This window comes from Nonomuraea endophytica (assembly GCF_014203235.1).
Taxonomy (GTDB): domain Bacteria; phylum Actinomycetota; class Actinomycetes; order Streptosporangiales; family Streptosporangiaceae; genus Nonomuraea; species Nonomuraea endophytica.
This window is the reverse complement of sequence record NZ_JACHIN010000002.1, coordinates 758,050-784,395: the sequence shown is the minus strand read 5'-3', so window position 1 is coordinate 784,395 and position 26,346 is coordinate 758,050. Positions and strand designations below refer to the sequence as shown.

The 26,346-nt window shown below is 68.9% G+C and carries 23 protein-coding genes and 1 riboswitch; of the genes, 10 read left to right on the top strand and 13 right to left on the bottom strand.

The window, feature by feature from the left end:
• Positions 1-96 precede the first annotated feature (96 nt).
• A complete protein-coding gene (locus HNR40_RS11705) occupies positions 97-468 on the top strand; it encodes a hypothetical protein (RefSeq protein ID WP_184960437.1) in 372 nt (123 codons plus the stop codon).
• Here the strand turns inward: HNR40_RS11705 and HNR40_RS11700 are convergent.
• The 3 genes from HNR40_RS11700 to HNR40_RS11690 all read right to left on the bottom strand — a co-directional run bounded on the left by HNR40_RS11700 (position 465) and on the right by HNR40_RS11690 (position 3,505).
• Positions 465-1,220 (bottom strand): class I SAM-dependent methyltransferase, encoded by a 756-nt coding sequence (locus HNR40_RS11700; RefSeq protein WP_184960436.1) that lies wholly within the window; start codon positions 1,218-1,220, stop codon positions 465-467. The two genes, HNR40_RS11705 and HNR40_RS11700, sit on opposite strands and share 4 nt — an antisense overlap.
• Positions 1,178-2,557, bottom strand: a complete 1,380-nt coding sequence (locus tag HNR40_RS11695) for an MFS transporter (protein ID WP_184960435.1) — start codon at positions 2,555-2,557, stop codon at positions 1,178-1,180. The genes HNR40_RS11700 and HNR40_RS11695 overlap by 43 nt, the downstream gene beginning before the upstream one ends.
• 84 nt (positions 2,558-2,641) lie before the next feature.
• A complete protein-coding gene (locus HNR40_RS11690; RefSeq protein WP_184960434.1) occupies positions 2,642-3,505 on the bottom strand; it encodes a hypothetical protein in 864 nt (287 codons plus the stop codon).
• Between the two features lie 276 nt (positions 3,506-3,781).
• Between HNR40_RS11690 and serA the strand changes: the two genes are divergently transcribed.
• Positions 3,782-5,371: a phosphoglycerate dehydrogenase gene (gene serA, locus HNR40_RS11685; RefSeq protein ID WP_184960433.1), complete on the top strand. Its 1,590-nt coding sequence runs from the start codon at positions 3,782-3,784 to the stop codon at positions 5,369-5,371.
• A 431-nt stretch (positions 5,372-5,802) separates the two neighbouring features.
• On the opposite strand, the gene HNR40_RS11680 is transcribed toward serA, so the two are convergent.
• From HNR40_RS11680 to HNR40_RS11660, 5 genes are read right to left on the bottom strand one after another with little or no spacing between them, the layout of a single operon-like run.
• Positions 5,803-6,615 carry a class I SAM-dependent methyltransferase gene (locus HNR40_RS11680; protein ID WP_184960432.1) on the bottom strand — a complete coding sequence of 271 codons (813 nt, stop codon included), beginning with the start codon at positions 6,613-6,615 and terminating at the stop codon, positions 5,803-5,805.
• A gap of 10 nt (positions 6,616-6,625) precedes the next feature.
• On the bottom strand, positions 6,626-7,498 hold the full coding sequence (locus HNR40_RS11675; protein WP_184960431.1) for an ROK family protein: 873 nt from the start codon (positions 7,496-7,498) through the stop codon (positions 6,626-6,628).
• Positions 7,495-8,670, bottom strand: a complete 1,176-nt coding sequence (locus HNR40_RS11670) for a sugar ABC transporter permease (protein ID WP_184960430.1) — start codon at positions 8,668-8,670, stop codon at positions 7,495-7,497. The genes HNR40_RS11675 and HNR40_RS11670 overlap by 4 nt, the downstream gene beginning before the upstream one ends.
• The gene (locus tag HNR40_RS11665; protein ID WP_184960429.1) at positions 8,667-9,377 is read right to left on the bottom strand and encodes an ATP-binding cassette domain-containing protein; all 711 of its coding nucleotides are present in this window, start codon (positions 9,375-9,377) and stop codon (positions 8,667-8,669) included. The genes HNR40_RS11670 and HNR40_RS11665 overlap by 4 nt, the downstream gene beginning before the upstream one ends.
• Positions 9,378-10,463, bottom strand: coding sequence for a sugar ABC transporter substrate-binding protein (locus HNR40_RS11660; protein WP_246508809.1), 1,086 nt, complete (start codon positions 10,461-10,463; stop codon positions 9,378-9,380).
• A gap of 543 nt (positions 10,464-11,006) precedes the next feature.
• On the opposite strand from HNR40_RS11660, the gene HNR40_RS53535 reads away from it, so the two are divergent.
• The gene (locus HNR40_RS53535) at positions 11,007-12,617 is read left to right on the top strand and encodes an ROK family transcriptional regulator (RefSeq protein WP_221340216.1); all 1,611 of its coding nucleotides are present in this window, start codon (positions 11,007-11,009) and stop codon (positions 12,615-12,617) included.
• Between the two features lie 293 nt (positions 12,618-12,910).
• Here the strand turns inward: HNR40_RS53535 and HNR40_RS11645 are convergent, their stop codons facing one another.
• Positions 12,911-13,399: a C40 family peptidase gene (locus HNR40_RS11645; protein ID WP_184960427.1), complete on the bottom strand. Its 489-nt coding sequence runs from the start codon at positions 13,397-13,399 to the stop codon at positions 12,911-12,913.
• 315 nt (positions 13,400-13,714) lie between these two features.
• A riboswitch (cyclic di-AMP (ydaO/yuaA leader) is annotated at positions 13,715-13,860 on the bottom strand.
• 99 nt (positions 13,861-13,959) lie between these two features.
• Here HNR40_RS11645 and HNR40_RS11640 point away from each other — a divergent pair.
• Positions 13,960-15,015, top strand: coding sequence for a 3-isopropylmalate dehydrogenase (locus tag HNR40_RS11640; protein ID WP_184960426.1), 1,056 nt, complete (start codon positions 13,960-13,962; stop codon positions 15,013-15,015).
• A gap of 310 nt (positions 15,016-15,325) precedes the next feature.
• Positions 15,326-16,423, top strand: a complete 1,098-nt coding sequence (locus tag HNR40_RS11635) for a branched-chain amino acid aminotransferase (protein WP_184960425.1) — start codon at positions 15,326-15,328, stop codon at positions 16,421-16,423.
• Between the two features lie 468 nt (positions 16,424-16,891).
• On the opposite strand, the gene HNR40_RS11630 is transcribed toward HNR40_RS11635, so the two are convergent.
• Entirely contained in the window at positions 16,892-17,536 is a 645-nt protein-coding gene (locus HNR40_RS11630) for an O-methyltransferase (protein WP_184960424.1), read from the bottom strand.
• Positions 17,537-17,550: 14 nt separating this feature from the next.
• Positions 17,551-18,138 (bottom strand): Uma2 family endonuclease, encoded by a 588-nt coding sequence (locus HNR40_RS11625; RefSeq protein ID WP_184960423.1) that lies wholly within the window; start codon positions 18,136-18,138, stop codon positions 17,551-17,553.
• A 132-nt stretch (positions 18,139-18,270) separates the two neighbouring features.
• On the opposite strand from HNR40_RS11625, the gene HNR40_RS11620 reads away from it, so the two are divergent.
• Positions 18,271-18,918 carry a DsbA family protein gene (locus HNR40_RS11620; RefSeq protein ID WP_184960422.1) on the top strand — a complete coding sequence of 216 codons (648 nt, stop codon included), beginning with the start codon at positions 18,271-18,273 and terminating at the stop codon, positions 18,916-18,918.
• A gap of 230 nt (positions 18,919-19,148) precedes the next feature.
• Positions 19,149-20,723: a citramalate synthase gene (gene cimA, locus HNR40_RS11615; RefSeq protein WP_184960421.1), complete on the top strand. Its 1,575-nt coding sequence runs from the start codon at positions 19,149-19,151 to the stop codon at positions 20,721-20,723.
• A gap of 65 nt (positions 20,724-20,788) precedes the next feature.
• On the opposite strand, the gene HNR40_RS11610 is transcribed toward cimA, so the two are convergent.
• Both HNR40_RS11610 and HNR40_RS11605 read right to left on the bottom strand, forming a co-directional pair.
• A complete protein-coding gene (locus HNR40_RS11610) occupies positions 20,789-22,309 on the bottom strand; it encodes a golvesin C-terminal-like domain-containing protein (RefSeq protein ID WP_184960420.1) in 1,521 nt (506 codons plus the stop codon).
• A gap of 84 nt (positions 22,310-22,393) precedes the next feature.
• Positions 22,394-24,013 carry a heparinase II/III family protein gene (locus HNR40_RS11605; protein ID WP_312896287.1) on the bottom strand — a complete coding sequence of 540 codons (1,620 nt, stop codon included), beginning with the start codon at positions 24,011-24,013 and terminating at the stop codon, positions 22,394-22,396.
• 112 nt (positions 24,014-24,125) lie between these two features.
• On the opposite strand from HNR40_RS11605, the gene HNR40_RS11600 reads away from it, so the two are divergent.
• From HNR40_RS11600 to HNR40_RS11590, 3 genes are read left to right on the top strand one after another with little or no spacing between them, the layout of a single operon-like run.
• On the top strand, positions 24,126-24,731 hold the full coding sequence (locus tag HNR40_RS11600) for an HD domain-containing protein (protein ID WP_184960419.1): 606 nt from the start codon (positions 24,126-24,128) through the stop codon (positions 24,729-24,731).
• 13 nt (positions 24,732-24,744) lie between these two features.
• Positions 24,745-25,518 carry an SAM-dependent methyltransferase gene (locus tag HNR40_RS11595; protein WP_184960418.1) on the top strand — a complete coding sequence of 258 codons (774 nt, stop codon included), beginning with the start codon at positions 24,745-24,747 and terminating at the stop codon, positions 25,516-25,518.
• A 44-nt stretch (positions 25,519-25,562) separates the two neighbouring features.
• On the top strand, positions 25,563-25,919 hold the full coding sequence (locus tag HNR40_RS11590; protein WP_184960417.1) for an antibiotic biosynthesis monooxygenase family protein: 357 nt from the start codon (positions 25,563-25,565) through the stop codon (positions 25,917-25,919).
• Positions 25,920-26,346 lie beyond the last annotated feature (427 nt).

Sequence of the window (26,346 nt, the reverse complement as noted above, 5' to 3'; positions counted from 1 at the left end):
CAGAACCCCGCTCGACCCCCCGACCCCCTCCGCCCGGCTGTCACAGTCGGTCACCGACCGGTGACACCTGGCGGAGGGGGTTCTACCATGATGACCATGGCGCAGACCTGGACCATGATCGGCCTCATGGGTGCGGCTCTGGCCACCATGATCGGCCTGTGTTTGCGTACGATCAGGGCCGAGATCAGCGGCTTGGCCGGCGAGACAAGAGCCGAGTTCAGCGGCTTGCGCGGCGAGATGCGAGCGGAGTTCAGCGGCTTGCGCAACGAGATGGGGGCGCAGGTCGGCGGTCTGCGGAATGAGACCGGCGCGCAGGTCGGCGGGTTGCGGCATGAGATGAACGTGCGGTTCGACCATGTGGATCGGCGGCTGGACAAGCTTGAGGGGCTCGACCGCGAAGTCCACGCGCTCACCCTCAAGGTTTCCGGCTGGCAGCCGCCACCGCCCAAGGAGGGCGAAGAGGACTAGGCCCTGCGGGTCACCCGGATCTTCGACTGCTTGTGCCGGAGGTTCTCCCAGTCGGGCATGAAGACGGCGTCCAGGTCGTGCCGGTCGGCCAGGGCGACGAGGGTCTCGGTGCGGTAGTAGAAGTCCTCCCGCAGCACTTGGTGCTCCTTGCCCTCGGTGCGGTCGTAGGTGAAGTCGAACCATCCTTCAGGCTTCATCACCCGGCCCACGTGCCGGAAGCACTCGTCGATGACCTCCAGCGGCGAGTGTGAGAAGACGCTGTGGGCGTGCACGACGTCGAAGTGCGCGTCGGGCAGGAAGCCGAAGCGCAGGTCGCGCACGGGCGTCAGGTGCGGCAGGCGGTTCTGCAGGCCGTGCGTCACCAGGGTCTCCTGGGCGGCGACGAGGATGTCGGGGGAGATGTCGAGGCCGTAGTAGTTGCCGGGGTCCAGGTAGTCGATGAAGAGGCGGCCGGCCCGCAGGTTGCCGCAGCCGATCTCCAGCATGCGGTGCTCGGGGCTCAGGCCGTGGCGGACCAGGTAGTCGAACTGCATCTGGCCCAGCTTGATCCAGCGCTCGTGCGACTTGGAGCCCACGGCCGCCTCGGCGCTGCGTGCGGTGTCGGACTTCATGACCGCCCGGTAGTAGGCCACGTGGTCGTCGGTGCGCAGGCGCAGCCAGGTGTCGCGGCTCAGCCGCCGCAGGTGGGGGAAGATCCGGTCCGGATGCCTCAGGGCATAGCGGGCCTGGTGGTAGAGGCTTGATCGGTCCATGGGACGTCCCTCGGCAGGCGGTACTTCAATGTCATGAAAACAGACAACAGGATGATTACCGAGGGCACCACGGTCTGGCCGAGCAAAACTGCGGTAACCGCAGTGTCAGGTTGCCTGACCGGGCGACTCGGGTCCGACTCGATGAATCCGCCGATCGACAGCACCGTCCCGAAGAACAGCGCGCCGAAGGAGGCGATGCCGCTCTCGATGGCCGTCCACAGCCCGGTGAACACCCCGGCGCGCCGCTTGCCGGTGACCGCGGCGTCCACCGCGACCACGTCGGCCAGCATCGAGAACTGCAGCAGCTGGACCCCCGCGATGCCCGCGCCCACCAGAAGCAACGTCAGATGCGCGTAGACCGGCCCCAGCACGGGCGTGGCGGCGGCCAGCGCCGTCCCGCCCGCGTAGATCACCGCGGCCAGCACCATCGCGCCGCGCTTGTCGAAGCGCTTCGACAGCCAGACCCAGAGCGGCATCGTCAGCAGCATCGGCCCGACCAGCACCGCGAAGAGCGTGGTGGTCGCCTTGGGGTTGCCGACCGTGTACGCGGCGAAGTACGGGGCGGCGGCCAGCATCATGCTGACGGCCAGCATCTGGGTGGAGCTCAGGGCCAGCAGCCAGATGAAGGCCCGGTTGCGCCGGACCGCCTTGAACTGCTCCCACAGGCGGCCGCCGTCGGGTTCGGGGGCGCCGGTCATGGGGGCGCGGGCCGTACCGAAGAAGGAGCCGAGCATCGCGGCGAACATGATGACCGCGATCGTCACCGCCATGAGGCGGTAGCTGCCGAGCGTGCCGTTGTCGCCCTGGCTGTTGACGATCGTGGGGGCGAGGATGCCGCTGATGGCGGTGGCGGCGCCGATGAAGACCATGCGCCACTGCAGCAGCGAGGTGCGCTCGTGGTAGTCCTCGGTCATCTCGGCGGGCATCGCCTTGTAAGGGACCTCGAACAGCGCGTACGCGGTGGCGGCGAGCAGGAAGCAGGCGCCCACGTAGAGGGCGGCGGGCAGGCCGCGCAGGGGCGGACCGGCGAAGACGGCGACGAAGGCCAGCGGCAGCGTGAGCGCGCCGGCCAGCATCCACGGGCGGCGTGGCCCGAGGCGCGAGCGGGTGCGGTCAGACCAGCGGCCCACCAGCGGGTTGATGACCAGGTCCCAGACCTTGGGCGCGGCCACGATCGCACCGGCCAGCCAGGCGGGCACGGCCAGGAAGTTGGTCATGTAATACAGCAGCAGCAGGCCGGGGACGGCGGCGAACGTGGCCGTGCAGAAGGAGCCCACGCCGTAGCCCAGCCGCACGCCGCGCGGGACCGTGGGGGCGTTCGCCACCGGTGCGATCATGCCCCACATTCAAACCTACCGAGCCCTTGCTCGGTAAGACCCAACGGCCGGGACCGGCGCTCTCCGGTCCCGGGGAGACATCGCTCAGTCGGTGACGTCCGCGCAGACCACGTGCGCGCCGATCTCCACCATGCGCTGCTCGCTGCGCGCGTCGGCCACGCGGGCCATCAGGATCGGCGCCCCGCTGGCGGCGAACTGCGGCAGCCTGGCCCGAGCGCCCCTGTGAAGGTCGCGCACCACGTCCTCGGCCGCCGACATGTGCACCTTCACGTGCAGCATGATCCCCGTCGCGCCCGACGCGGTGCGGGCCTCGGAGATCCACACGTGGTGCACCAGCGGGTAGTCGCCCAGCAGCTGGGCGATCGCCTGGCGCAGCGCGGGCAGGATCGGGTGGGTGCAGCGCCGGTAACCGGGGTCCACCTGCTGCATCGGCCCGGACAGGTGCGGGCGCGGCGCCGGGATCCACGGCTGGGCGGGCGCCTCCGGCATCATGGCGGTCTTGTGCGCGGGCCGGAACATGTCCCCGCCGCGCGAGACCGTCGCCATCGCGCCCGTCGCGTAGGCCGCCGGAGCGGCGGCCGACAGCACCGGTGTGGGTCCCGTCCTGGTGGATCTGAGGAAACGCTGCAGATCGTCGATCGGTACGGCTGCCGCGGCGGGCCCGGCAGCGTCGATCACGATCTCCCGCACCCCGGTGACCCGCTGGATGTCCAGGATGGTGTCGGCGTCGCACGCCGAGAGGGAATGGCTGCCTCGATGCCGGGCGTAGGTCATCGGGCTGGTGTACCCGAGCAATACTCGGTCACCCGCCTGTGTCGTGCCGAGCACGACTGATCGGTCTGGTCGCACGGCAACGAGGACTCCACCATCACTGAGGGCGCCGAGCAGGCGATGGGGACTGCCATGCTGGGCGAGCACGTCGGCGAGAGCGGGGTTCCCGATGCTCATATGACGAACCATAGGTAGTTGGCCACGGCTTATCAGGCTAATAGCGAATAAATCTCCCGATCAAGACAAAGATGGCCGCGGGATGGATGAGTTTCCCCGGAGCGGGGTACTCGTCACCCTCGTATCCCCCGTCCCAGCTGCGGTATCAGCGTGCTGTACGTCTCAGATCCCAAGACCCTCGTGAACGCGTTCACAAGCGCGGATACACTCTGAGGGATCCCGAGGGGCCCACCGCAGTGCCCCTCCACAGCCCGCCGCATGCCCTAAGGATCCACTGTGAACAAGCCCGTCGTCCTGGTCGCCGAGGAGCTGTCCGAGGCAGGCCTCGCCGTGCTCGCCGCGGACTTCGAGGTCCGTCACACCGACGGCGCCGACCGCTCCCAGCTTCTGCCCGCCATCGCCGATGTGGACGCGATCATCGTGAGGTCCGCCACCCAGGTGGACGCCGAGGCCATCGCCGCGGCGCCGAAGCTGCGCGTGGTCGCCCGCGCCGGTGTCGGCCTCGACAACGTTGACGTCGATGCTGCGACCAAGGCCGGTGTCATGGTCGTCAACGCGCCGACCTCCAACATCACCAGCGCCGCCGAGCAGACGATCGCGCTCATCCTTGCCTCCGCCCGCAACACCGCCCAGGCTCACTCGGCGCTGAAGAACGGCGAGTGGAAGCGGTCCAAGTACACCGGTGTCGAGCTGGACGAGAAGGTCGTGGCCATCCTCGGACTGGGCAAGATCGGCCAGCTCGTGGCCCAGCGGCTGCAGCCGTTCGGCGTCGAGCTGATCGCCTACGACCCCTACCTGCCGCCGGCCCGCGCCGCGCAGATGGGCGTGCGGCTGGTCAGCCTGGAGGAGGCCATCAAGCAGGCCGACTTCATCACCGTGCACCTGCCCAAGTCGAAGGAGACCCTCGGTCTCATCGGCGACAAGGAGCTGCACGAGGTCAAGCCGAGCGTACGCATCATCAACGTCGCCCGCGGCGGCATCGTGGACGAGGGCGCGCTCTACGCCGCGATCAAGGAGGGCCGGGTCGCCGGCGCCGGCCTCGACGTGTTCGCGAAGGAGCCCTGCGTCGACAGCCCGCTGTTCGAGCTCGACCAGGTCGTCGCCACCCCGCACCTCGGCGCCTCCACGCACGAGGCCCAGGAGAAGGCCGGCACCCAGGTCGCGCGGAGCGTGAAGCTGGCGCTGGCCGGCGAGTTCGTGCCGGACGCGGTCAACGTCCAGGGCGGCGCGGTCGCCGAGGACGTCAAGCCGGGCCTGCCGCTGGCCGAGAAGCTGGGCCGCGTCTTCACCGCGCTGGCCGGCGAGGTCGCCACCAAGCTCGACATCGAGGTGCGCGGCGAGATCGCCTCCCAGGACGTGCGCGTGGTCGAGCTGGCCGCGCTCAAGGGCGTCTTCGCCGACGTCATCGAGGAGCAGGTCACCTACGTCAACGCGCCGCTCCTGGCCAAGGACCGCGGCATCCACGTCGAGCTGGTCACCAGCTCCGACAGCCCCGACTGGCGCAACGTCGTCACCGTCCGCGGCGTCCTGGCGGACGGCCGCCAGGTCTCGGTGTCCGGTACGCTCTCCGGCCCCCGCCAGGTCACGAAGATCGTCGAGGTCAACGGCTACGAGATGGAGATCGAGCCGACCGCGCACCTGTCGTTCTTCACCTACACCGACCGCCCCGGCATCGTCGGCGTGGTCGGCCGCCTGCTCGGCGAGCAGGGCATCAACATCGCCTCGATGCAGGTGGCCCGCGACACCAAGGGCGGCAAGGCGCTCATCGCGCTGACCGTCGACTCGGCCATCCCGGCCGACGTCGTGGACCAGATCGTCGCCGAGATCGGCGCCGACAGCGGCCGCTCGGTGGACCTCGAAGACTAACCGCTTCAGCAAGGCGGCCGCCGTGGAACATTCCACGACGGCCGCTTTCTTGTCTCAGCATGCGAGATGCTAGGACATCCAACGAGATCCCGAGGTACGCTGGCGGTAGTGCGCCAGGTTCTCGTATTCGTTACCTGCCCGCCCCCGATGGGCCTGCTAGGGCAGGTCGACCACTCGCCGCGGTGTGTGGCGTTGCGTCGGCCGTTAAGTCCCTCTTTCCACCGGATCCGTGACCCGGATCGGTTGGACCAGGCCCGGTCCGACCCGTGACCGGGGTCCGGCCTCCTTCTTGAAGTACGCCCGCGATATGAGACGAGTCGCATCATGTACGAGATGTATCCCTGGAACCACGCCGACGAGCACGAGGAAGAGGCGGCCGAAGCCGTCCAGTTCGCCCTGGACCGGCGCGACAACGGCGGCGCCCCCTCCCGCTAGAAGCTCAGGCGGTAGAACGTCGCCATTTTCCTGAGGGTGGGAATCAGCCTCCCGAGGCCCACCAGCAGGCGGTACTTGAAGCCGAGCGCGGCGTATCCGTCGAGGTCGAGGGCGCTCATCACGGTCACGCACCGCAGCCTGGGATGGATCGACTCCAGTTCGGCCACGGAGTCGATGCCCCAGTAGACCTTGGCGCCCGCGGTCTGCATGGCCTTGTTCATCTTCTGCAGCTTCATGCCCCGGCGGCTGAGCGTCTCGAAGATGAACTGGCCGAGCGGGAAGCGTTCCACGATCGTGTGGAGGAGCGCGCGCCCCTCGTCCTCGCGCAGGTAGTAGACGAGACCCTCGGCGACGACCAGCACCGGCCGGTCGGCGGGCACCTGCTCCAGCCAGGCCAGGTCGGTCACCGACGAGCCGATCGCCGTGTAGTGCTCGCGCGGCGGGTAGAGCTTCTCCCGCAACTCGATCACGTCCGGATAGTCCACGTCGAACCACCGCACGCCCGGCCCCGGATCCAGCCGCCACGCGCGGCTGTCGAGGCCGCAGCCCAGGTGGAGAACGGTCGCCTCCGGATGCGTGGCCAGCCATTCCTTGGCCCACACGTCGATCTGCCGCGCCCGCAGCGCGACCGTGTACTCCTCGCCGGGCCGCAGCCCCGTGCGGCGGAAGTCGAAGTCGATCTGCTCCACGACCTGGATCGCCATCGTGTCGCGGAGGATCGAGGCGGACGACCTGGCATCCAGGGCCCGCCCCCACAACGTCGCCAGCAGCGTGGCTCGCTCGCCACTGAGCCGTACCTTCGTCGCCATGCCCGCCAGGCTAGATCGCGGCATGGGCCAGTGCGAGGGCTCCCAGCAACGGTGCGTCGTCGCTGAAGCGCGCCTGCCGTACCTCCGGCGGGAAGGGTACGGCCCGCCGCACCTCGGCCAGCAACCCCGGCATGATCACGTCGGCCGCCCCCATCATCCCGCCGCCCACCACGAGGCGTTCGGGATCGACCATCACGCACAGGTTGGCCACGCTGACCGCCAGCAGCCGCAACGCCTGTGTCACCAGATCCCGCACCACCTCGTCAGGACCCTCGGCCTGGGAGTAGTGGGTGAGGAGATGGGCGGTGGTGACCGGACGGCCCAGCAGGGCCGAGGCACGCCTGGCCAGGCCGCTGCCCGACACCCGCTCCTCCAGCGGCACATGGCCGTCGGCGAACGCCGGTTCACCCGGCTCCACCTGCAGGTAGCCGATCTCGCCCGCCGCGCCGTGCGCCCCCGGCACCACGGTCCCGCCGACGATCAGGGCCGCGGCCAGGCCGGTGCCGAGGTTCAGGTAGAGGCCGGTGGAGACGCCGCGCAGCGCGCCCCAGCGCAGTTCGGCGGCGGCCGCGGCGTTCACGTCGTTGTCGATGGCCACGGGGATGTCGCCGAACTCCTCGGCCAGCAGCCTGGGCAGCTCCAGGCCGTCCCAGCCGGGGACGTTCGGCGACAGCCGTACCACGCCGTCGCGGATCACCCCCGTGGTCGAGAAGCCGACCGCGGCCGGATGCCGGTCGAGGCGGCGGGCGGCGGCGAGCGCCCGCGCGAGCGCGTCGGGGCCGGTGTCCAGGCGTTCGCGCGCGGTGACCTCGGGCCCGTCGGCGCCGGAGACCCCCACCGCGATCTTCGTGCCGCCGACGTCGATGCCCAGCACCTGGCTCACCTGATAGGACCCTTTCTGGCGAGGGAGTCGATGGCGACGGCGAGTGCGAGCACCGCGGCCGTGACCATGAGGCGGACCGACGAGTCCACGCTGAGCAGGAACATACCGCTGGTGATCGACTGGATGACCAGCACCCCGAGCAGCGCGGCGTAGGCGCGGCCGCGCCCGCCGAACAGCGAGGTGCCGCCGATGACCGCAGCGGCGATCGCCATGAGCAGGACGTCGCTGCCGCCCGACTGCTGGTTGACCGCGGACAGGCGGCTGGCCGCCAGGATCCCGCCGGCCGCGGCGAGCGTCGAGCCCAGCATGAACGCCAGGATCCGGATCCTGGTCACGTTGATGCCCGCGCGCCTGGCCGCCTCGGCGTTGCCGCCGACCGCGTAGACGTGCCGGCCGAAGGCGGTGTGCCGCAGCAGGAGGTCGAACCCCACCACCAGCGTGGCGAAGATGACCAGCAGCAGCGGCACGCCGCGGTCGGCCGACATGATCAGCACGCCCGCGCCGAGCAGCACCGCCAGCCCCGCCGAGCGCGCCCCCAGCCACCACACCGGCGTGACGGGCAGCCCGGCCCGCGACCGGTGGACCCGGTTCAGCAGGCTCACGCCGCCGGAGCCGAGCACCAGCCCCGCCACCACCAGCCACGACAGCCAGCCCGGCAGCCAGGTGTCGCTCAGCTTGGAGATGAAGCCGGTGAACGGCAGGTTGATCGTGCCGCCCTCGCGCAGCAGGTAGAGCAGCAACCCCTGCCAGCCCATCAGCCCGGCCAGCGTGACCACGAACGACGGCATCCGCAGCCGGGTCAGCATGAACCCGTGCAGCAGCCCGATCGCCGCCCCCGCCGCCAGCGCGAGCCCGATCGAGGCCAGCGGATGCCAGCCCTGCTTCACGTTGACGATCGTCATGACCGTCGCGCACAGCCCGCTGACCGATCCGGCCGACAGGTCGATCTCGCCCAGCAGCAGCACCATGATGATGCCGAGCGCGATCGTGCCGGTCGCCGCCATCTGCAGGGCCAGCGTGGTGAGGTTCTGCGCGGACAGGAACCGGTCGTTGAGCGTGCTGAAGATGATCGCGATCGCGACGAGCGCGCCGACGACCGGCCACGCGCCGATGTCGCCCCGCTTCAACACCTTCATCGGGTACGGCGTGCGCAGCGTCGTGTCCGGGTTCATGCTCCCGCTCCTGTGATGGCGGCGACGATCTCTTCCTGGGCGGCGGTAGCCGTACCGAAGACTCCCGCGTTGCGGCCCAGGCGCAGGACGGCCACCCGGTCGCTCACCGCGCGCACGTCGGCCAGGTTGTGGGAGACGACCAGCACCGCGAGCCCGCGCTCGCGCAGCCGTCCGATGAGCGCGAGCACCTGCGCGGTCTGCTCCACGCCGAGCGCGGCGGTCGGCTCGTCCAGGATGACCAGGCGCGGCGAGCCGAGCAGCGCCCGCGCGATGGCCACCGACTGCCGCTGGCCGCCGGAGAGCATCGCGACCGGCACCCGGATGTCGCGGATGCGCACGTCGAGCTGGCCGAGCAGGTCGCGGGTGGCGCGCTCCATCCGGATGTGGCGCAGGAACCGGTCCTCGGCGCCGAGGAAGAGGTTGCCGACGACGTCGAGGTTCTCGCACAGGGCGAGGTCCTGGTAGACGGTGGCGATGCCGAGGGCCTGGGCGTCGCGCGGGCCGCCGATCCTGACCGGCGCGCCGTCCACGGCGATCGTGCCCGCGTCCGGGATGACCACCCCCGAGATGGCCTTGACCAGGGTGGACTTGCCCGCGCCGTTGTCGCCCATGAGCGCGACCACCTCGCCGGGACGCAGGTCCAGGCTCGCTCCGTCGAGGGCCTGGACCGCGCCGTACCGCTTGGTGATCCCCGATGCGGAGATCATCTACTGGATGCCGTTCTTCGCGCAGGCCGCCTTGACCTCGGCGGTGCAGATCTGCTCGACCGTGTAGAACTTGTCCTGCACGATCGTGTCCTTGACCTTGTCGGCGGTGACCGGGATGGGGTCGAGGAGGAAGGCCGGGATGTCGGCGGTGCCGTTGTTGACCTTGGCCGGGGCCTGCGGGGTCTCGCCGTTGGCCAGGGCGACGGCCAGCTCGGCGGACTTCTCCGCCTCGGCCCTGATGTTCAGATAAATGGTCATGTGCTGTTCGCCGGTGAGAATGCGCTGGATCGCGGCGAGTTCGGCGTCCTGGCCGGTGATCGGCGGCAGCGTCGCGTACCCCGCCCGCCTCATCGCCGCGATCGCGCCGCCCGCCATGCCGTCGTTGGCGCTCAGCACACCCACGATCTTGTCCCGGCCCAGCGCCGTGATCGCCTGCTCCATCTGCTGCTGCGCCTTGTCCGGGCTCCAGTCCGGCGTGTCGAACTCCCTGCCCACCTTCACCTTGCCGTCCAGAACGCTCTTGGCGCCCTTCTTGTAGTCGGCCGAGCTCGGGTCCGTGGGGGAGCCGTGGATCATCACGATCTCGCCCTTCGCCGCCGTGCCGTTGGCGTTGAGCGCGTCCAGCAGCGCCTGCCCCTGCATCTCGCCCACCCGCACGTTGTTGAACGACACGTAGTACGCGTAGTCGATCCCCGAGATCAGCCGGTCATAGGCGATGACCGGGATCTGCTTCTGCTTGGCCTGATGTACCAGCGGCGCCACGGCCGCGGCGTCCACCGCGTCCAGGACCAGAACGTTCGCGCCCTGGGTGATGGCCGCCTCGACCTGCTGTTGCTGCTTTGCGGCGTCCTGGTCGGCGTTGCTGTAGAGGATCTCGCAGGTCGCGCAGAGCGCCTTGACCTTGGCCTCGAACAGGGGCCGGTCGAAGGCCTCGTACCTGGTCGTCTTGGATTCGGGCAGGAACAGGGCGATCTTCTTGGCCTGTCCTGATTGTTCCGCTTGGGAAGGTTGGGCGCTCGCCGTCGTACCGGCGCCGCCGCTGCCACAACCCGCCAGCAGCAGCATCGCGGCTGCGACGGGGACCATCACTCCTCGGTGCATCGCACATCGTTCCTCTCGAGTGCAGCCAGACCCCCGGTTTCCACCTACCTGTCAACCCGCCCTTCCTCCTTCACCGGCCCCGCTTCCTGTGGCGGACCCCGCGTTCTTCCGAGCCCGCCCTCCTACGCCGGGCCTGCCCCTGTGCCGGCCCCGCTTCCTGTGCCGGACCCACGTTCTTCCGGGCCCGCCCTCCTACGCTGGGCCCGCCCCTGTGCCGGGCCGGTTCCTGTGCCGGACCCGCGTTGTTTCGAGCCCCCTGCGTTGCTTGGCCTGCCGCTCTTGCCCGCGTTGTCCTTCCTTGCCCGGGTTTGCCTATTGCGTGGGGTTGTCTCTTGCCGGGGTGGCCTTCTGTCTCGGGGCCCCGCGGACCGTTCCTTCTAGGGATCACCTGGAGAGGGGGCTTTGGGGTTTTGAGGTGGAGTTTGGGCGGTGTGCCGGGTGGATCGGGATGATTGGAAGGTGGTTGGTAAGAAAGGTAATTTACTATCCGGCGCGTTGGCTAGAGTCTGCCGTGAAGGGGAGGTCGCGGTGCGAAGCGAGCTGGGAAACCCGCGGTTGCTGCGGGTCATGAACGAGCGGCGCCTACTGGACCAACTCCACCGGGAGGGCCCCGCGTCCAGAGCCGACCTCGCCAAGGTCACCGGCCTGTCCAAGCCCACCGTCTCCGCCGCCCTGGCAGGACTGGAGGAAGACGGACTGGTCCACCTGGTAGGCGAGGTGTCCGGCCGCCCCGGCCCCGTAACCTCCCTGTACGACGTGAACGCCGCCTCGGCCCACGTCGCCGGCATCGACATCGGCCGCGACTGGATCCGGGTGGCGGTGGCCGATCTCCGGGGTACTTTCGCCGGCCGTACCGACGGCCGCAACACCGCGCGCACCTCGGCCGAACTGGCCGAACTCGTCGCCCGCCTGGCCCGCGCGGCCGCCCACGAAGCCGAACTCGACTGGTCGGCGATAGTCTGCGCCGTCGTAGGCTCCCCAGGCGTCTACGACCAAAACGCCGGCCGCCTGGACTTCGCCCCCAACCTCCCGGGCCCCGACCTGGCCGACCGCCTGCGCGCCGCCCTCGACGTCGACCTGGTCATCGAGAACGACATCAACCTCGCCGCCGTCGGCGAACACGCGTACGGCGAGGGCCAGGGCAAGTCCAACTTCGCCCTGGTCTCCATCGGCACCGGCGTGGGCATGGGCATAGTCGTCAACGGCGAACTGTATGTAGGCGCGAGGGGAGCGGCAGGCGAGGTCTCCTACCTCCCCGCCACCGACGACCTCCCCGCCCCCACCCCAGAACCACCCACCCCGCACCTCCCCACCCCAGAGTCCGCGAGCCCCAACCCCCCAATCCCCGAAGCCCGAACCGCCCCCAGCGCCCAACCCAACCCCGACACCCGGCAGGGCTCCGACACCCGGCAGGACTCCGACACCACGCAGGGCTCCAAGGCAGGGCAGGGCTCTAAGGCAAGGCAGGGCTCCGACATCCCGCAGGGCTCCGACACTCAGCCCAGCCCGGACATCCGGCCCAGCCCGGACATCCGGCAGGGTTCCGAGGCGCGTCCCGGTCTTGACGGCTGGGCCGACCCTGATACCCAGTCCGCGCCTGCCGCACGTCCCGCCCCGGAACTGCCGTCCGAGGTTTCGGGTGGCCGATCTGTTGCCGGGGTGTCGGCTCAGGCGGCCCGAGAGTCCTTCCCCGGTGTCGCGCAGTCGGTCGGCGTGGACCAGGGGGACGCGAGTGTGCGGGAGCACGGGGCAACCGAGACCGTGGCCGCGGCGCCGGGAGTGGTACGGGCGGCTCGGGCCGCCGGGCTGTCCCTGGGAACGGCCAAGGAGATCTTCGCCGCCGCCGAACGGGGAGATCCGGCAGCGCTGTCGGTCGTGGCAGCGGAGGGCCGGCGGATCGGCGGGTTGCTCGTGGCGGTGGCCGCCGTCCTGGACCCGGAGGTGATCGTGCTCTCCGGCGGCGTAGGACACAACCTCGACCTGCTGGGCGACGCGATCCAACGCCGAATCAGCGAACTGGGGCCCCTCCGGCCCACGATCGTGGCCAGCGCTCTGGGCGACAGCGGGGTGTTGCTGGGCGCTGTCGCCCATGCGAGGGGCCGCGCCTGGGATCTGATCTTCTCCACCCGTATGGGCTGAGATCGGCGGGGGGTACGCGGGGTGCCATCTGCACGTGCGGTCGTAACGGCGGCCAGCCACCCCCGCTGGACGACCGTTTCCCTGGACAGACAGGTCCACGTGCGGCGGGCGGGGGTGGCTGGCTTGCCGTAAGAGAAGAACACGCAGTGGCAGAACCCGCGCGGGGCAGAACCCGCGCGGGGCAGAACGGCCAGCGCTGACAGATTTAGCGCTGACAGAACCCGCGCCGACAGGGCCAGCGGGCGGCTGCGCCATCAGAAGACGAGCAGAAGACAATCAGAAACCGAAGCTCGTCACAGCGTGGCGGTGGGCATTACGGGTGCGGGTGCTTGGCGGAGTTTTGCGAGGTGGGTGGTGAGTTTGACGCCCGCCGGATCAGGACGCACGGCGCCCACAAAGGCCTGTCGGCGCCAGGCGCTGAGCTTCTCCTCCTTGACCACATCGCCAGTACGCGGCGAGTGCACCATGTGCCCAGGCCGGGAGATCATGCCCACATGCCCGAGTCCGGAGAAGAAGACCAGGTCGCCGGGCTTCAGGTTCTTCCAGCTGATCTTCCTGGAGAACGCCGAGTACTGCTGGGCGGCGGTGCGGGGCAGGTCGATGCCCGCGCTTTCGTAGGCGCGGAGCATGAGCCCGGAGCAGTCGTAGCCGCGTTTGGTGGTGCCGCCCCAGACATACGGAGTACCGCGCTTGTCCATGGCGTAGTCCAGGGCCTTCTGCCAGCTGGGCTTGGGGGCCCCTTGCTCCTGGATTTCCTTGAGCTCCTGGCCGTTCAGCGTCACCTCGTAGGGGTCGACGGTGGTGACGGGAGAGGCGGGAGAAGCGGAGGTGACGGGAGAAGCGGGCGAAGTGGGGGAAACGGGGATGACGGGGGTGGTGGGGATGACGGGGGAAGCAGGGCTAGCGGGGGGATCGGGGGTGACCGGAGCGGGGGTAACCGGAGAGACGGGGGGAGTGGGGGTGGCGAGGGGGGCGGGGGAGGTGGGAAATGCGGTGGCGGGGGAGGTGGGGGATGCGGTGGCGGGGGATGCGAGGGTGGCTGCGGTGACACCGGTGACGGTGAAAAGCACAGCGGTCGCGATGATGCGAGACAGGGGAATGTCCTTCCACACGGCCTACCGGGTTAGCTGTCGGGCTCGGGCCTGGAAGTAGCCCTACGGCGTGGTAAGCGCCGATTCGCCCCTATGGGGGAAATGGGTCCCCGGCTCCGCACTGCGGTGTGCGGATTAGGCTGGTGGGACTCTAACGAAACAGTCAAAAGCGTGCAAATCGGGCAAAATGCAGTGTCCGGAAAATGAGATGGGTTGCTCGGCAGGCGAGACGAACCGGTAAGGTACCGCCCATGGAGTCGCGTAGCATTCGCCTGGCCGTCATCCCCGGAGACGGCATCGGTACCGAGGTCGTCACCGAGGGCCTCAAGGTTCTCCAGGCGGTCGGTCCCAAGTTCGACATCACCGAGTACGACCTCGGCGCGGACCGCTATGCCAGGACCGGCGAGGTTCTACCCGACTCCGTGCTGCAGGAGCTGCGCGGCTACGACGCGATCCTGCTCGGCGCCGTCGGCGACCCCCGCAAGGTGCCGCCCGGCCTGCTGGAGCGCGACCTGCTCCTGCGCATCCGCTTCGACTTCGACCACTACGTCAACCTGCGCCCGGTCAAGCTGCTGCCCGGCGTCGCGACGCCGCTGGCCGACACGCCGCCCGAGAACATCGACATCGTCGTCGTCCGCGAAGGCACCGAGTCGCTCTACGCCGGTACCGGCGGGGCCATGCGCAAGGGCACACCGCATGAGGTGGCGACGCAGGAGTCCATCAACACCGCCTACGGCGTCGAGCGCGTCGTCCGCTACGCCTTCGCCAAGGCGCAGAGCCGCCCGCGCAAGAAGCTCACGCTGGTCCACAAGACCAACGTGCTCACCTTCGCCGGTGACCTCTGGCAGCGCACCTTCGACCGCGTGGCCGAGGAATACCCCGAGGTCACCACCGACTACGTGCACATCGACGCGGCCACGATGTTCTTCGTCAACCAGCCCGAGCGCTTCGACGTGATCGTCACCGACAACCTGTTCGGCGACATCATCACCGACCTCGGCGCCGCGGTGGCCGGTGGCATCGGCCTCGCGGCCAGCGGCAACATCAACCCCGAGGGCGCCGCGCCGAGCATGTTCGAGCCGGTGCACGGCAGCGCGCCCGACATCGCCGGGCAGAGCAAGGCCGACCCGACCGCCACCATCCTCTCGGTCGCCATGCTCCTCGACCACGTCGGGCTGACCGCCGAGGCCGCCCGCGTCGAGCAGGCCGTCGCCGACGACATCGTCGAGCGCCTCTCGCACGCCGCCGCCCGCACCACCCGGGAAATCGGCGACGACATCGCCGCCCGAGTATCCGGCGGCGCCTGACGCCGCAGGCCACCGGCCCACGAGCAGCCCGTCGTACCGCAGAAGGGTCTTTTTGACATCTGCGGAGGTACGGCAGGCAGCGTGCGAACCCGCAGCTCGTGAACACCCCGGTATCAACCTGACAAGCGGCCCAGGCGCCCCCAGCGCACTCGCGGCCGCCTGACCACCCACGCCCGGTGGCTCGCGAGAGCCTCCGGGCGTTTTCGTTGCGCCCTAACGGTCGTCCTTTTAGATGCAGTAAGTTCCCTCTACCCGATCCGGCGCAGAATGGATGCAGGGTAGACCTCAGAGAAAGAGAAGGATCTCCGTCATGACCACCTCTCAGAAGCTCAGCTTCGACGTGCAGCTATCCGACCACGCTCGCACCGCGGCAGAGCGCGAGGCGGTACTGGCGAGCCCCGGGTTCGGGAAGGCCTTCACCGATCACATGGTCTCGATCGACTACACCGAGGGCACCGGCTGGCACGACGCCCGCCTCACGCCGTATGGACCGCTCACGCTCGACCCCGCGACCTCCGTCTTCCACTACGCGCAGGAGCTCTTCGAGGGCCTCAAGGCCTACCGGCACGCGAACGGCTCCATCGTCACCTTCCGCCCCTACGCCAATGCCGCCCGCTTCAACCAGTCCTGCCTGCGCATGGCCATGCCGGAACTGCCGGAAGACACCTTCGTCGAGGCGCTCGAACTCCTCGTCCAGGCCGACCGCGACTGGGTCCCGACCACCGAGGGCCACAGCCTCTACCTGCGCCCGTTCATCATCGCCACCCAGGTCGGCCTCGGCGTCAACTACCCGTCCGAGAACTACCGCTTCATGGTCATCGCTTCACCCGCCGCCTCGTATTTCAGCGGCGGCGTCAAGCCCGTCTCCGTGTGGCTCTCGACGGAATACACCCGCGCCGCCCCCGGCGGCACCGGCGCCGCCAAGTGCGGCGGCAACTACGCCGGAGCCTTCGTCGCCCAGCGCGAGGCCGTCGCCCAGGGCTGCGACCAGGTCGTCTGGCTCGACTCCCACGAGCACCGGTACGTGGAGGAGATGGGCGGAATGAACCTCTTCTTCGTGTACGGCGACCGCCTCCTCACCCCCGCCCTCACCGGCACGCTCCTGCCCGGAATCACCCGCGAGTCCATCCTCACGCTCGCCGGCGACCTCGGCCTGAAGGCCGAAGAGGGCCGCCTGTCGATCGAGGAATGGCAGGCAGGCTGCGAGTCGGGCGAACTGACCGAGGTCTTCGCCTGCGGCACCGCCGCCGTGGTGACGCCGGTCGGCTCGGTCAAGGGCGCCGACCGCGCCTGGACCGTGGGCGACGGCACCCCGGGCCCGGTCACGATGCGCATCCGCGACGAACTCGTCGGCATCCAGTACGGCACCCGCCCCGACCCCCACAGCTGGATCCACAAGATCAGCTAACCCCAAGCTGCCCCACATCCCACGCTGCCCCACACCTCGTGCCGCTGCCCCACACCTCGTGCCGCTGCCCCACACCGCGTGGGGCAGCACACCCCGTGGGGCAGCACACCCCGTGGGGCAGCACACCCTGACCCCGGACACCCTGGAGAACACCGCCACCTGTGCCCTGCCCCCAGGAGAGTGCCGCCATCGAAGCATGGCCGGGGGAGCCCTCCACTGGACAGGCATCGACACGACGGGGTATCTGCCGGACGGACACCCACCCGACAGAGTCCGCCCGGAGCCCAGCCGGAGCCGCCCAGCCGGAGGCCACGCCGGAAGAACACGAGGCCGACGCGCCGGACGGACACGAGGCGAACCGTGGCCAGCCTGACCGCGCGCTGACCCATGGGTCTTAGGCGGAAGAACGCGGGCGTGCCAGGAGGACCCCACGGCTGGACCGCGTGGAGCACCAGGGCAGTGGGTTGGTCAGTTCTTGCGGATCAAGGTGAGGCCGTCGGAGATCGGGAGGATGGTCGTGGTCACGCGCGGATCTTGCATCACCATGTCGTTGAACTCGCGGATCGCCACCGTGTTCTCGTCGTTCCTCGACGGGTCGACCACGTACCCGGTCCACAGGGTGTTGTCCACCATGATCAGTCCGCCAGGACGCAGGCGTTCCATCAGCAGTTCGTAGTAGGCGGGATAGCCGGGCTTGTCGGCGTCGATGAAGGCCAGGTCGACGGAGCGCTGGAGGGCGGGCAGGGTTTCGGTGGCGGGGCCGAGGGTCAGGGTGATGCGGTCGGATACGCCGGCGTCCTCCCAGTAGCGCTTGGCGATCGCGGTCCACTCCTCGCTCACGTCGTAGCAGTAGAGGTGCCCGCCGGACAGCCCACGGGCGAGGCAGAGCGACGAGTAGCCGGTGAACGTGCCCACCTCGACCGCCACCGACGGCTCGACGAGCTGGGTGAGCATGGTGAGCAGACGTCCCTGGGAAGCGGAGATCTGCATGTTGGCCTGGTCGCCGGTGGCCTCGCGGGTCTCGATGGCGAGTTGCTCAAGAAGCGGATCGGGGCGCGTGGTGTGTTCGTGGATGTATTGGGCGATCGGCTGGTCGAGCACGAAGTTCTTCATGGCGTCATTGTCGATCAGCCGGAGGTCTCGGCGTCATGGAGTTCGCCCGTGTCGAGGATGAGGTTCCAGGGGTCGGGCATGGCGAGTGGCGCGCCCATGGCGACTTCGGCGTAAACGGTGTAGCCGTCTGCGGACGGGCGGGTGAACAGGCTGGCCGTCGACTTGGCCGGGTCGATGCGGAGGAAGGCGGGAACCTTCGCGGCGGCGTAGGCCTTGGGCTTGATGACGTAGTCGTCGTGGACGCTGCTGGGGGAGACGACCTCCACGACCAGTTTCGTGTCGTCGGCGTACACCTCGTCATCGCCCCACATGCGCGGCCGCTTGGAGACGATCACGAGGTCCGGGATGAACCTGTCGCTCTGGGTTCCCAGGAACAGCTTGATGTTGGTCCAAGGCCGCCAGTCCTTCTCCACCAGCAAGCCGGTGATCTGGAAGAGAAGCAGCGCGATGATGTTGTTGTGGAGTCCGGTGGGCACGGGGTTCACCACGATCCGGCCGTCGATGAGCTCCACGCGATGCTCGGGGAACAGCCTGCACGCCGCCCGGTAGTGCTGGTCAGACGGATGCTCTTCGGCAGTGGGACGCGCGAGCAGCTTGGCCATGGTTCCATCATCCCCTCCTGAGAGATGAACGCAATGTGATTGGCGCGCGACCCAAGGTAATGCCCTCGAAAAGACCTAGCAAGTCAGTTCGAATATTTGGGCAATATGTCGTAAATGATAGGGTCGCCTGCGATGAACAAGAGGCTGGTGGCGGCATGTGTTGCCGCGTGTGTCGTGCTTGCCATAGTCGCCGTTCTGGCCTTCGCCGACACGGGTGGCAAACCGGGCACCTACCAGCTCACCCGCCAGCCGGACGGCTCGATGGTGCTGGCCAGGCCGGGGGTTACCACGCCGGTCCTCGATCTGTATGAGGACTTCGACTGTCCTATCTGCAAGCAGCTTCACGCCGCCGTGGATCCCACGCTTCAGCGCCTGGCCAAGGCGGGCAGTGTGAAGGTGGTCTTCCATCCGGTGACGATCTTCCGGGACGAGCCGATGCGGTCCAACAGCGTCCGCGCGGCCGCCGCCGCCCGTTGTGTGCCCGCGGCCAACTGGCTGGCCTTCCGTGATCAGCTTTACGCCATTCAACCGGCTCCGCACGGCACTGCCAGCGGGTTCACGCCGGACGAGCTGGTCGGCGCCGCGCGCAAGGCGGGCGCCTCGGTGGACGAGTGCGTGACCACGCAGGCCTTCGCCAAGCAGCACCTCAGCCAGAACGACGGCGTCCGCCTCGACGGGACGCCGACGGTGCTGTTCAACGGCGAGATGCTGGGTGACGTCGCGTTCGACCCGAAGGCCCTGGAGCAGCTCATCACGGGCGGCGACGGCATCACCGTCTGAACGACCGTCACCACCCGAAGCCGCCCATGTCAGCGCCTCGTCGTACAAAGAATGTCCCAGAACGTGAGACCAGCGTGCCAGATGGTGAATCCATGTGGCACACTCGGCATCACCATGTTCTACGGTCTGCTCATTATCGGCAGGCGCGCTGGCTGACAAAGGACACCGCCAGCGCGCAGACCTCTCACGTCCGTGAGGGGTCTTTTTCATTTCCACGGGAGACCAATCAGATGGCCGACGACCGCTTCCACGTGTACGACACCACGCTGCGCGACGGCGCACAGCAAGAAGGCCTCAACCTCACGGTGGCCGACAAGCTGTCGATCGCGCGCCACTTGGACGGCCTGGGCGTCGGTTTCATCGAGGGGGGCTGGCCTGGCGCCAACCCCAAGGACACAGAGTTCTTCAGGCGGGCTCAAACAGAGCTCGACCTGAAGCACGCGCAGCTTGCCGCATTCGGCGCGACCCGCCGGGCAGGCATGAAGGCAGCCGATGACCCTTTGGTAGCCGCACTGCGCGAATCCGGCGCGCCGGTCGTGACTCTTGTCGCCAAGAGCCACGACCGGCACGTGGAGCTGGCCCTCCGCACGACCCTCAGTGAGAATCTCGCGATGATCCGCGACACCGTCTCTCATCTGAAAGCGGAGGGCCAGCGGGTCTTCCTCGACGCCGAGCACTTCTTCGACGGATACAGGTCGAATCCAGACTACGCTCTCGAGGTCCTCAGGACCGCTGCCGAGGCCGGGGCGGACGTGGTCGCCCTGTGCGACACCAACGGCGGCATGCTTCCCGACGAACTCGCCGAGGTGGTGTACGCGGCCGTCCAGACCAGCGCCCGCGTGGGCATCCACTGCCACGACGACACCGGCTGCGCGGTCGCGAACACGCTGGCCGCGGTGAAGGCGGGCGCGACCCACGTGCAGGGCTGCGCCAACGGTTACGGCGAGCGATCCGGCAACGCGAACCTGTTCACGGTCGTGGCGAACCTCCAGCTCAAGCGGGGCTTCGACCTGGTTCCGCCGACCGCGCTGCAGGACATGACCCGGATCGCCCACGCGATCACCGAGGTCACCAACGTCACCCCGAACTCGCACGCCCCCTACGTGGGCATGTCCGCCTTCGCGCACAAGGCCGGCCTGCACGCCAGCGCCATCAAGGTGGACCCGAACCTCTACCAGCACATCGACCCCGCCGCGGTCGGCAACGACATGCGCATGCTGGTCTCCGACATGGCCGGACGGGCCAGCGTCGAGCTGAAGGGCCGCGAGCTGGGCTACCAGCTGTCCGCCGAGACCTCCAAGGAACTGGTCGACCGGGTCAAAGAGCTGGAGTCCCAGGGCTACACGTTCGAGGCCGCCGACGCCTCGTTCGAGCTGCTGCTGCGCGACACCCTGCACGGCGAGCGCAGGCGCCACTTCGAGGTCGAGTCCTGGCGGGTGATCGTCGAGCGCACCAAGGGCGGCGAACTGGTCAGCGAGGCCACCGTCAAACTGCACGCCAAGGGCGAGCGCATCGTGGCCACCGGCGAGGGCAACGGCCCGGTCAACGCCCTCGACAGGGCGGTCCGCCTGGGCCTGGAGAAGCTCTACCCCGAGCTGGCCGCGGTCGAGCTGATCGACTTCAAGGTCCGCATACTCGAGGGCACCCACGGCACCGACGCCATCACCCGCGTCCTCATCACCACCAGCGACGCCACGGGCGAGTGGGCCACGGTCGGCGTGGACGAGAACATCATCGACGCCTCCTGGCAGGCCCTGGAGCAGGCCGTCACCTATGGTCTGCTGCGCGCGGGCCGCGAGTTGTAGCAGGCCGTAAAGGGCCGCGTGTTAGGGATTTTTGGGGGTACGGCGCCGCCGTACCCCCAAAGCCGTTATTTGCTGATCCGCACGGCGTCGGCGATCACGAGGCCGACGCCGGACGTCCAGCGGCTGACCCCGACCACGTTGTAGTCACCGGCGTTGAGCGAGAAGGTGCCGATGCTTCGCCACCCGCCCCCGCCGGAACGCTGGTCGACGTAGACCGTCTGGTTGCCGCCCGAGGCGGCCACGATGTACGGGGCCGAGCTGTTGTAACCGGGCAGCGCCGGGTACCAGACCTCGACCTTGTAGGTGCCGGCGGTGGGGATGCCGGCCTTGTACCAGGCCGGGTCGCTGGCGGCGACGGGCTCGGCGTAGCGGTAGTCGGGCCCGTGGCGCTGGGTGGAGTACGTCGAGGTGCCCCAGTTGGCGCTGGAGCTGAACCGGTCGGCGGTCGTGTTGTCCACGATGGTGGACCAGGTGGTGCCGCCGCCTCCGGTGACGTACTGCATGTACTTGTTCCAGTCCCAGTGCCGGCCGGGGTCGGTGTGGGTGGCGCCGGGGACCTCGTTGTGCCCGATGATGCCGGTGCGCGTCTTCGGGATGCCGTACTTGTTGCACAGGTAGGCGGTCAGCGCCGCCGAGCTGCGGTACATGGCGTCGGTGAACCACGAGGGGTTGTCGACGAAGCCCTCGTGCTCGATGCCGATGGAACGCGTGTTGTAGCTCCAGTTGCCGGCGTGCCAGGCGACGTCCTTGTCACGGACCATCTGGGTGACCGCGCCGTCGGATGAGCGGATCACGTAGTGGGCGGAGACGTTGGCGCTCGGGTTCTGGAACCAGGAGATGGTGCCGGCGTACGAGCCCTGCGTGACGTGGATGATCACCCGGTCGATGTTGTAGCTGGACTCGCGGCTGGAGGCGGTGTAGTTGCCGGAGTTCGCGGCGACCCACGCGGCCGGCGGGTAGTCGGGGCTGAGGGCGGCCATCGCGGTGAGGTCCTGGGCCTGTTCGTACGCGCCGCGCTCGGCGGTGACCATCTGGGCGGGAACGCTGATCTGCTCGGCGCCCGCGGTGCCGGTCAGGCCCTTGCCGAGGAAGTCGTAGACGGTGTCGGCGTACAGGCGGGCGGTGGCCGGGTCGGCGGCGTTGCTGTACTTGGCGACGACCGGGTACCACGCGCCGAGCGCCGCGTCGGCGGCCAGCCCGAGCTCGTCGGCGTAGGCGCGCAGCACGGCGGCGCCGCCCTTGACGTTGGCCGCGGCGTCGCGCTTGAGCGCCCGCGTGGACAGGCCGGTGAGCTCGGCGGCCTTCTCCAGGACCTTGGCGGTGGGGTTGCTGACCAGGTGCATGACGCCGTAGCCGCCGCTGGCGCTGGGCGCGCCGACGTGCCCGTCGAAGTGGGTCTCGGCGTAGGCGATGGTGGCCAGCAGGTCGCGGGGCACCTTGTAGGTCTGCGCGGCCTGGGCGAAGGCGTCGCCGAGCGGGGCGGCCTTCGCGTTCGCGCGGGCGGTCGTGGTCGGCAGGACGAGGGTGAGCATGGCGATCATGCTCGTCACGAGCAGCACTAATCGGGGGGTTCGAGTAGCCCTCATGGCCGCAAGATACGACTATCCCTGACAGATGTCGATAATTGACATCACTCCGGGTTTACTTGAAACTTTCCGTCGCCCTCGTGTTCAGAAGACCACGGACACGCCGTTCACCTTCACCTTGCCGCCCGAGCAGGACACCTTCGGCTCGTCGGTGCCCGGGACGACCACGGTCACCAGCTCCTTGGCCGCAGGCGAGACGACCACGCTGGCCGGCTTCTTCGACAGGTACGTCGGCGAGACCCAGCCCCGCTTGCCGCCCCGCTCCACCTTCTGCCCGCCGACCGGCTCGCACCCCGCCAGCTGCACCAGCGTGACCCGGTACTTCCCGTCACCCAGCACGACCTTGCCGCCCGCGTTGGAGACCACCGTCAGCGAAGGGTCGAACCGCCACAGGTTGCGCACCTTCTTCCCGCCGCTCGCCTTGTCGCGCACCGCCATCACGTCCTCGCCGTGATTGACGAACACACTTCTGGTACGCCCGACGCCGTACGCCTTGTCGGCGACCCGGAAAGTCTGGCGGCCGGAGCCGTACGTCGCCTTGGTGAGCTTCGTGTAGGTGCGCGGCCGGAACCGCGCGCCCTCGACCATGGGCACGTTGTGCGCCTCGGGGGAGAGCGTCCAGTAGCGGTAGGCGCTCTTCTCGTAGGAGTGGAACCCCGCGTCGACCAGGATGTCGCGCCCGTCGGCGTAGTAGGTGACGCTCATGTGGTCCTCGTGCCCGTGGAACTTCGTGCCCGGCCCGAAGCGCAGCGAGTAGTACGCCGCCTCCTTGGTCCAGTCGGTGCGCCCGTAGGCGTAACCGGCCCGGTAGACCTTGACCTTCTCCTTGGGCGTGCCGGTCTCCATCTTCGGCTCGGTCTCGGCGCTGCCGTCGCCGATCGGCACCATGTAGCCGCTGGGCTCGGTGGAGTGGGCGACGAAGTCCTTCAATGCCTCGGTCCGCTTGGCGATCTCGCCGGGCACCTTGCGGTCGCAGTCGCGCATGTTGGTCATGGCGACCTGGAGCCGGCCGTACACGTAGACGGCGTAGCGCGGCGCCTGCTCCATGAGCGCGCCCTGGGAGTCCACGTCGAGCTTGACCGTGCCGGTCAGCCGCTTGATCGCCAGTGACGCCCAGTCGCGCCGCGCCATCCGGCAGCCGATCGCCATGAGCGCGATGTCCTGGTCGATGCCGTGGTTGTGCCCCTTCTTGTACAGCCGGGCGTCCGACAGCAGCTTCGCGTGCTCCTTCAGGCTGTCGGAGAGCCAGCCGTCCTTGACGTGCATGCTCAGGCAGACCAGCGCCTGCGTGCGCAGCGACGTGGGGTGGTCCTTCCAGACATATGGCTTGGTACGGCTCGCCCCGCGCTTGTTGCTCGCCACCCAGTCCTTGGTGATCTCCTTGGCGCGCTCCAGATAGCGTGCCTCACCGGTGTTCTCGTAACCGACCACGAGCGTGCCGACCCAGCGCAGCGAGTGGAAGACGAACTCCCACGACCTGTTCCGGTACGGGCTCGCGCCCCAGTTGATCTTCTTGCCGAGCTTGTACGCCGGCTGCCCGACCAGCGAGATCTCCCCGTTCATCACGTCCTCAGCGGTGGGCGTACCTGGAATCCAGTCGCCCTGGCACTGTGCGGTGCGCTTGACCTTGTCGGCGGCCTGCGCGGGAGCCCCGAGCCCGGTGGTGGCGAGCATGAGGGCAAGAGGGATCGCGAGGCGGCGCACGCCGGTGTCCTTCCGAGGGTGTCTTCACGGGAGCGAGACATGCTCTCGGACCGGCGATCAAGAGGTCAAGCCGGGTGCGCGATCGTTAGCGGCTCGATGCCATGCTGTCTTCGTGAACTACGCAGACATCCTGATCCCGGACAGCGCCGCCTGCCGTCTCGCGCTCGAGGTAGCGACCGAATTCCACACGACGTCGCTGCTCAACCACTCCATCCGCGCCTACCTGTTCGCCGCCGCCTACGGCCAGGAGAACGCCATCGCCTTCGACGCCGAACTCCTCTACGTCTCGGCGATGTTGCACGATCTCGGGCTGACGAAGGAGTTCGACAGCCACACGGTGGCCTTCGAGGCGGCGGGGGGACATGTGGCGTGGGTGTTCGGCGCGGGCGCCGGCTGGCCGGCCGAGCGCAGGAAGCGGGCGGCCGAGGTGATCGTGCGCCACATGTGGGCCGAGGTGGACGTGAACGACGACCCGGAGGGCCACCTCCTGGAGCTCTCCACCGCCATGGACATCTCCGGCCGCCAGACCGACGAGATCCCCGAGCCGGTCAAGAACGAGGTCCTGCGCCTCTATCCGCGCCTGGACCTCGTCGAGGAGTTCACCGCCCGCATGACCGAGCAGGGAACCCGCAAGCCGGACAGCGTCGCCGGCGGTTTCATCCGCGCCGGGTTCGTCGCCAATCTCGCCGCGAACCCCCTGAACTTCCGCAGCGTGTGATTAGGTTTGTCCTGTGATCGATAAGACTGTGTCCCATTCGCCGAGAATCTGGAACTACTGGCTCGGGGGCAAGGACAACTACGAGATCGATCGGGAGATCGGCGACCAGTTCGCCCGCGTTTTCCCGGAGATCGTGCCGATCGCCAAGGAGTCGCGAGGCTTCCTGACCCGTGCCGTGACGTTCCTGGCGGGCGAGGCCGGGATCCGCCAGTTCCTGGACATCGGCACCGGTCTTCCCACGGTCAACAACACCCACGAAGTCGCCCAGCGCGTCGCCCCCGAAGCCCGCGTCGTCTACGTGGACAACGACCCGATCGTCCTGGCGCACGCCCGCGCCCTGCTGGTCGGCAGCGAGGAAGGCCTCACCGAGTACATCGAGGCCGACCTGCGCGAGCCCGCGGCGATCCTGGCCGGGGCCGGCGCGACCACGCTAGACCTCTCGCGCCCGGTGGCGCTGATGCTCCTCAACATCCTCGGCCACCTGCCCGACTACGACCAGGCCAAGGAAGTCGTGGGCACGCTGGTCGACGCGCTGCCCTCGGGCAGTTACGTGGCGATCGCCGACGGCACCAACGTCATCAAGGGCCCCGAGTTCGAGGCGGCCATCGCCATCTGGAACCAGAGCGGCTCCGTCCCTTACCACCTGCGCCACCCGGACCAGATCGCCGGCTTCTTCGACGGCCTGGAACTGCTGGAGCCCGGCGTCGTCTCCTGCCCCGACTGGCGTCCCGAGGGCGCGCCGGGCCCGGCCGTGGACGAGTTCTGCGGGCTGGCCCGCAAGCCGTAGGGCCTTGCGCCTCTCCCGGGAGGCGCCCCGCATAGGGTTGGCACATGGCTGTCGTGAAGATCAACGCTCTGACCGTTCCCGCCGAGATGCGCGAGGACCTGGAGAAGAGGTTCGCCAACCGCGCCGGGATGGTCGACTCGGCCGACGGGTTCGAGTGGTTCGAGCTGCTGCGGCCGCTCGAAGGGACCGACCAGTACCTCGTGTACACGCGCTGGCGCAGCGAGGAGGACTTCGTGGCCTGGCAACAGGGCCCCGCCTTCCAACGCGGCCACGCCCAGGCCGCGGAAGCCGCCAAGTCCCAGGGCGCCCAGGGCCACGGCCACGGTCAAGGCGGCCCCGCGGCAACGGGCTCCCAAGTCTGGTCCTTCGAGGTAATCCAAAGCGCCGGCCCCAAAAACTAACCACACACCCTCGGCCACCCGAGGCGCCGCGTTGGCGGCCGGGCTCGGGTGGCGACACACCGGCCCCGGCGCGGCGGCAGAACCACCGAGATGGCGGCCAAGGGCGGGTGGCTGTGGGGTTTCCCGAGGCACAGCGACATCAGGGGACGGCGGCGGGTCTGCCAACAAGACCGAGACGGCGGCGAGGTTGTGCGGGTTTCCCACGGCGCTGAGGCGGGTGGTTGTGCGGGTTTCCCGGGCGCCGAGGCGGCGGCACGCGGCGGGTTGTGGGGTTTCCCGAGGCGGCCGGGGCAGTGGCAGGCGGCGGAGGGTTGTGCGGGGTTTCCCAGGGCGCCGAGACGGCGGGACGTGGGGCGGTGGTGGGCGGCGCCCGTGGTCGGCGGCCGGGGCGGGGTAGGGAACTGGTTCACGTGGGCCGTTGCGATGG

Coding starts and splice junctions, on each gene's coding strand:
- HNR40_RS11705 (WP_184960437.1), top strand. CDS start 97: ATGGCGCAGACCTGGACCATGATCGGCCTCATGGGTGCGGCTCTGGCC.
- HNR40_RS11700 (WP_184960436.1), bottom strand. CDS start 1,220: ATGGACCGATCAAGCCTCTACCACCAGGCCCGCTATGCCCTGAGGCAT.
- HNR40_RS11695 (WP_184960435.1), bottom strand. CDS start 2,557: ATGATCGCACCGGTGGCGAACGCCCCCACGGTCCCGCGCGGCGTGCGG.
- HNR40_RS11690 (WP_184960434.1), bottom strand. CDS start 3,505: ATGAGCATCGGGAACCCCGCTCTCGCCGACGTGCTCGCCCAGCATGGC.
- HNR40_RS11680 (WP_184960432.1), bottom strand. CDS start 6,615: ATGGCGACGAAGGTACGGCTCAGTGGCGAGCGAGCCACGCTGCTGGCG.
- HNR40_RS11670 (WP_184960430.1), bottom strand. CDS start 8,670: ATGAACCCGGACACGACGCTGCGCACGCCGTACCCGATGAAGGTGTTG.
- HNR40_RS11665 (WP_184960429.1), bottom strand. CDS start 9,377: ATGATCTCCGCATCGGGGATCACCAAGCGGTACGGCGCGGTCCAGGCC.
- HNR40_RS11660 (WP_246508809.1), bottom strand. CDS start 10,463: ATGGTCCCCGTCGCAGCCGCGATGCTGCTGCTGGCGGGTTGTGGCAGC.
- HNR40_RS11640 (WP_184960426.1), top strand. CDS start 13,960: ATGGAGTCGCGTAGCATTCGCCTGGCCGTCATCCCCGGAGACGGCATC.
- HNR40_RS11635 (WP_184960425.1), top strand. CDS start 15,326: ATGACCACCTCTCAGAAGCTCAGCTTCGACGTGCAGCTATCCGACCAC.
- HNR40_RS11630 (WP_184960424.1), bottom strand. CDS start 17,536: ATGAAGAACTTCGTGCTCGACCAGCCGATCGCCCAATACATCCACGAA.
- HNR40_RS11625 (WP_184960423.1), bottom strand. CDS start 18,138: ATGGCCAAGCTGCTCGCGCGTCCCACTGCCGAAGAGCATCCGTCTGAC.
- HNR40_RS11620 (WP_184960422.1), top strand. CDS start 18,271: ATGAACAAGAGGCTGGTGGCGGCATGTGTTGCCGCGTGTGTCGTGCTT.
- cimA (WP_184960421.1), top strand. CDS start 19,149: ATGGCCGACGACCGCTTCCACGTGTACGACACCACGCTGCGCGACGGC.
- HNR40_RS11610 (WP_184960420.1), bottom strand. CDS start 22,309: ATGAGGGCTACTCGAACCCCCCGATTAGTGCTGCTCGTGACGAGCATG.
- HNR40_RS11590 (WP_184960417.1), top strand. CDS start 25,563: ATGGCTGTCGTGAAGATCAACGCTCTGACCGTTCCCGCCGAGATGCGC.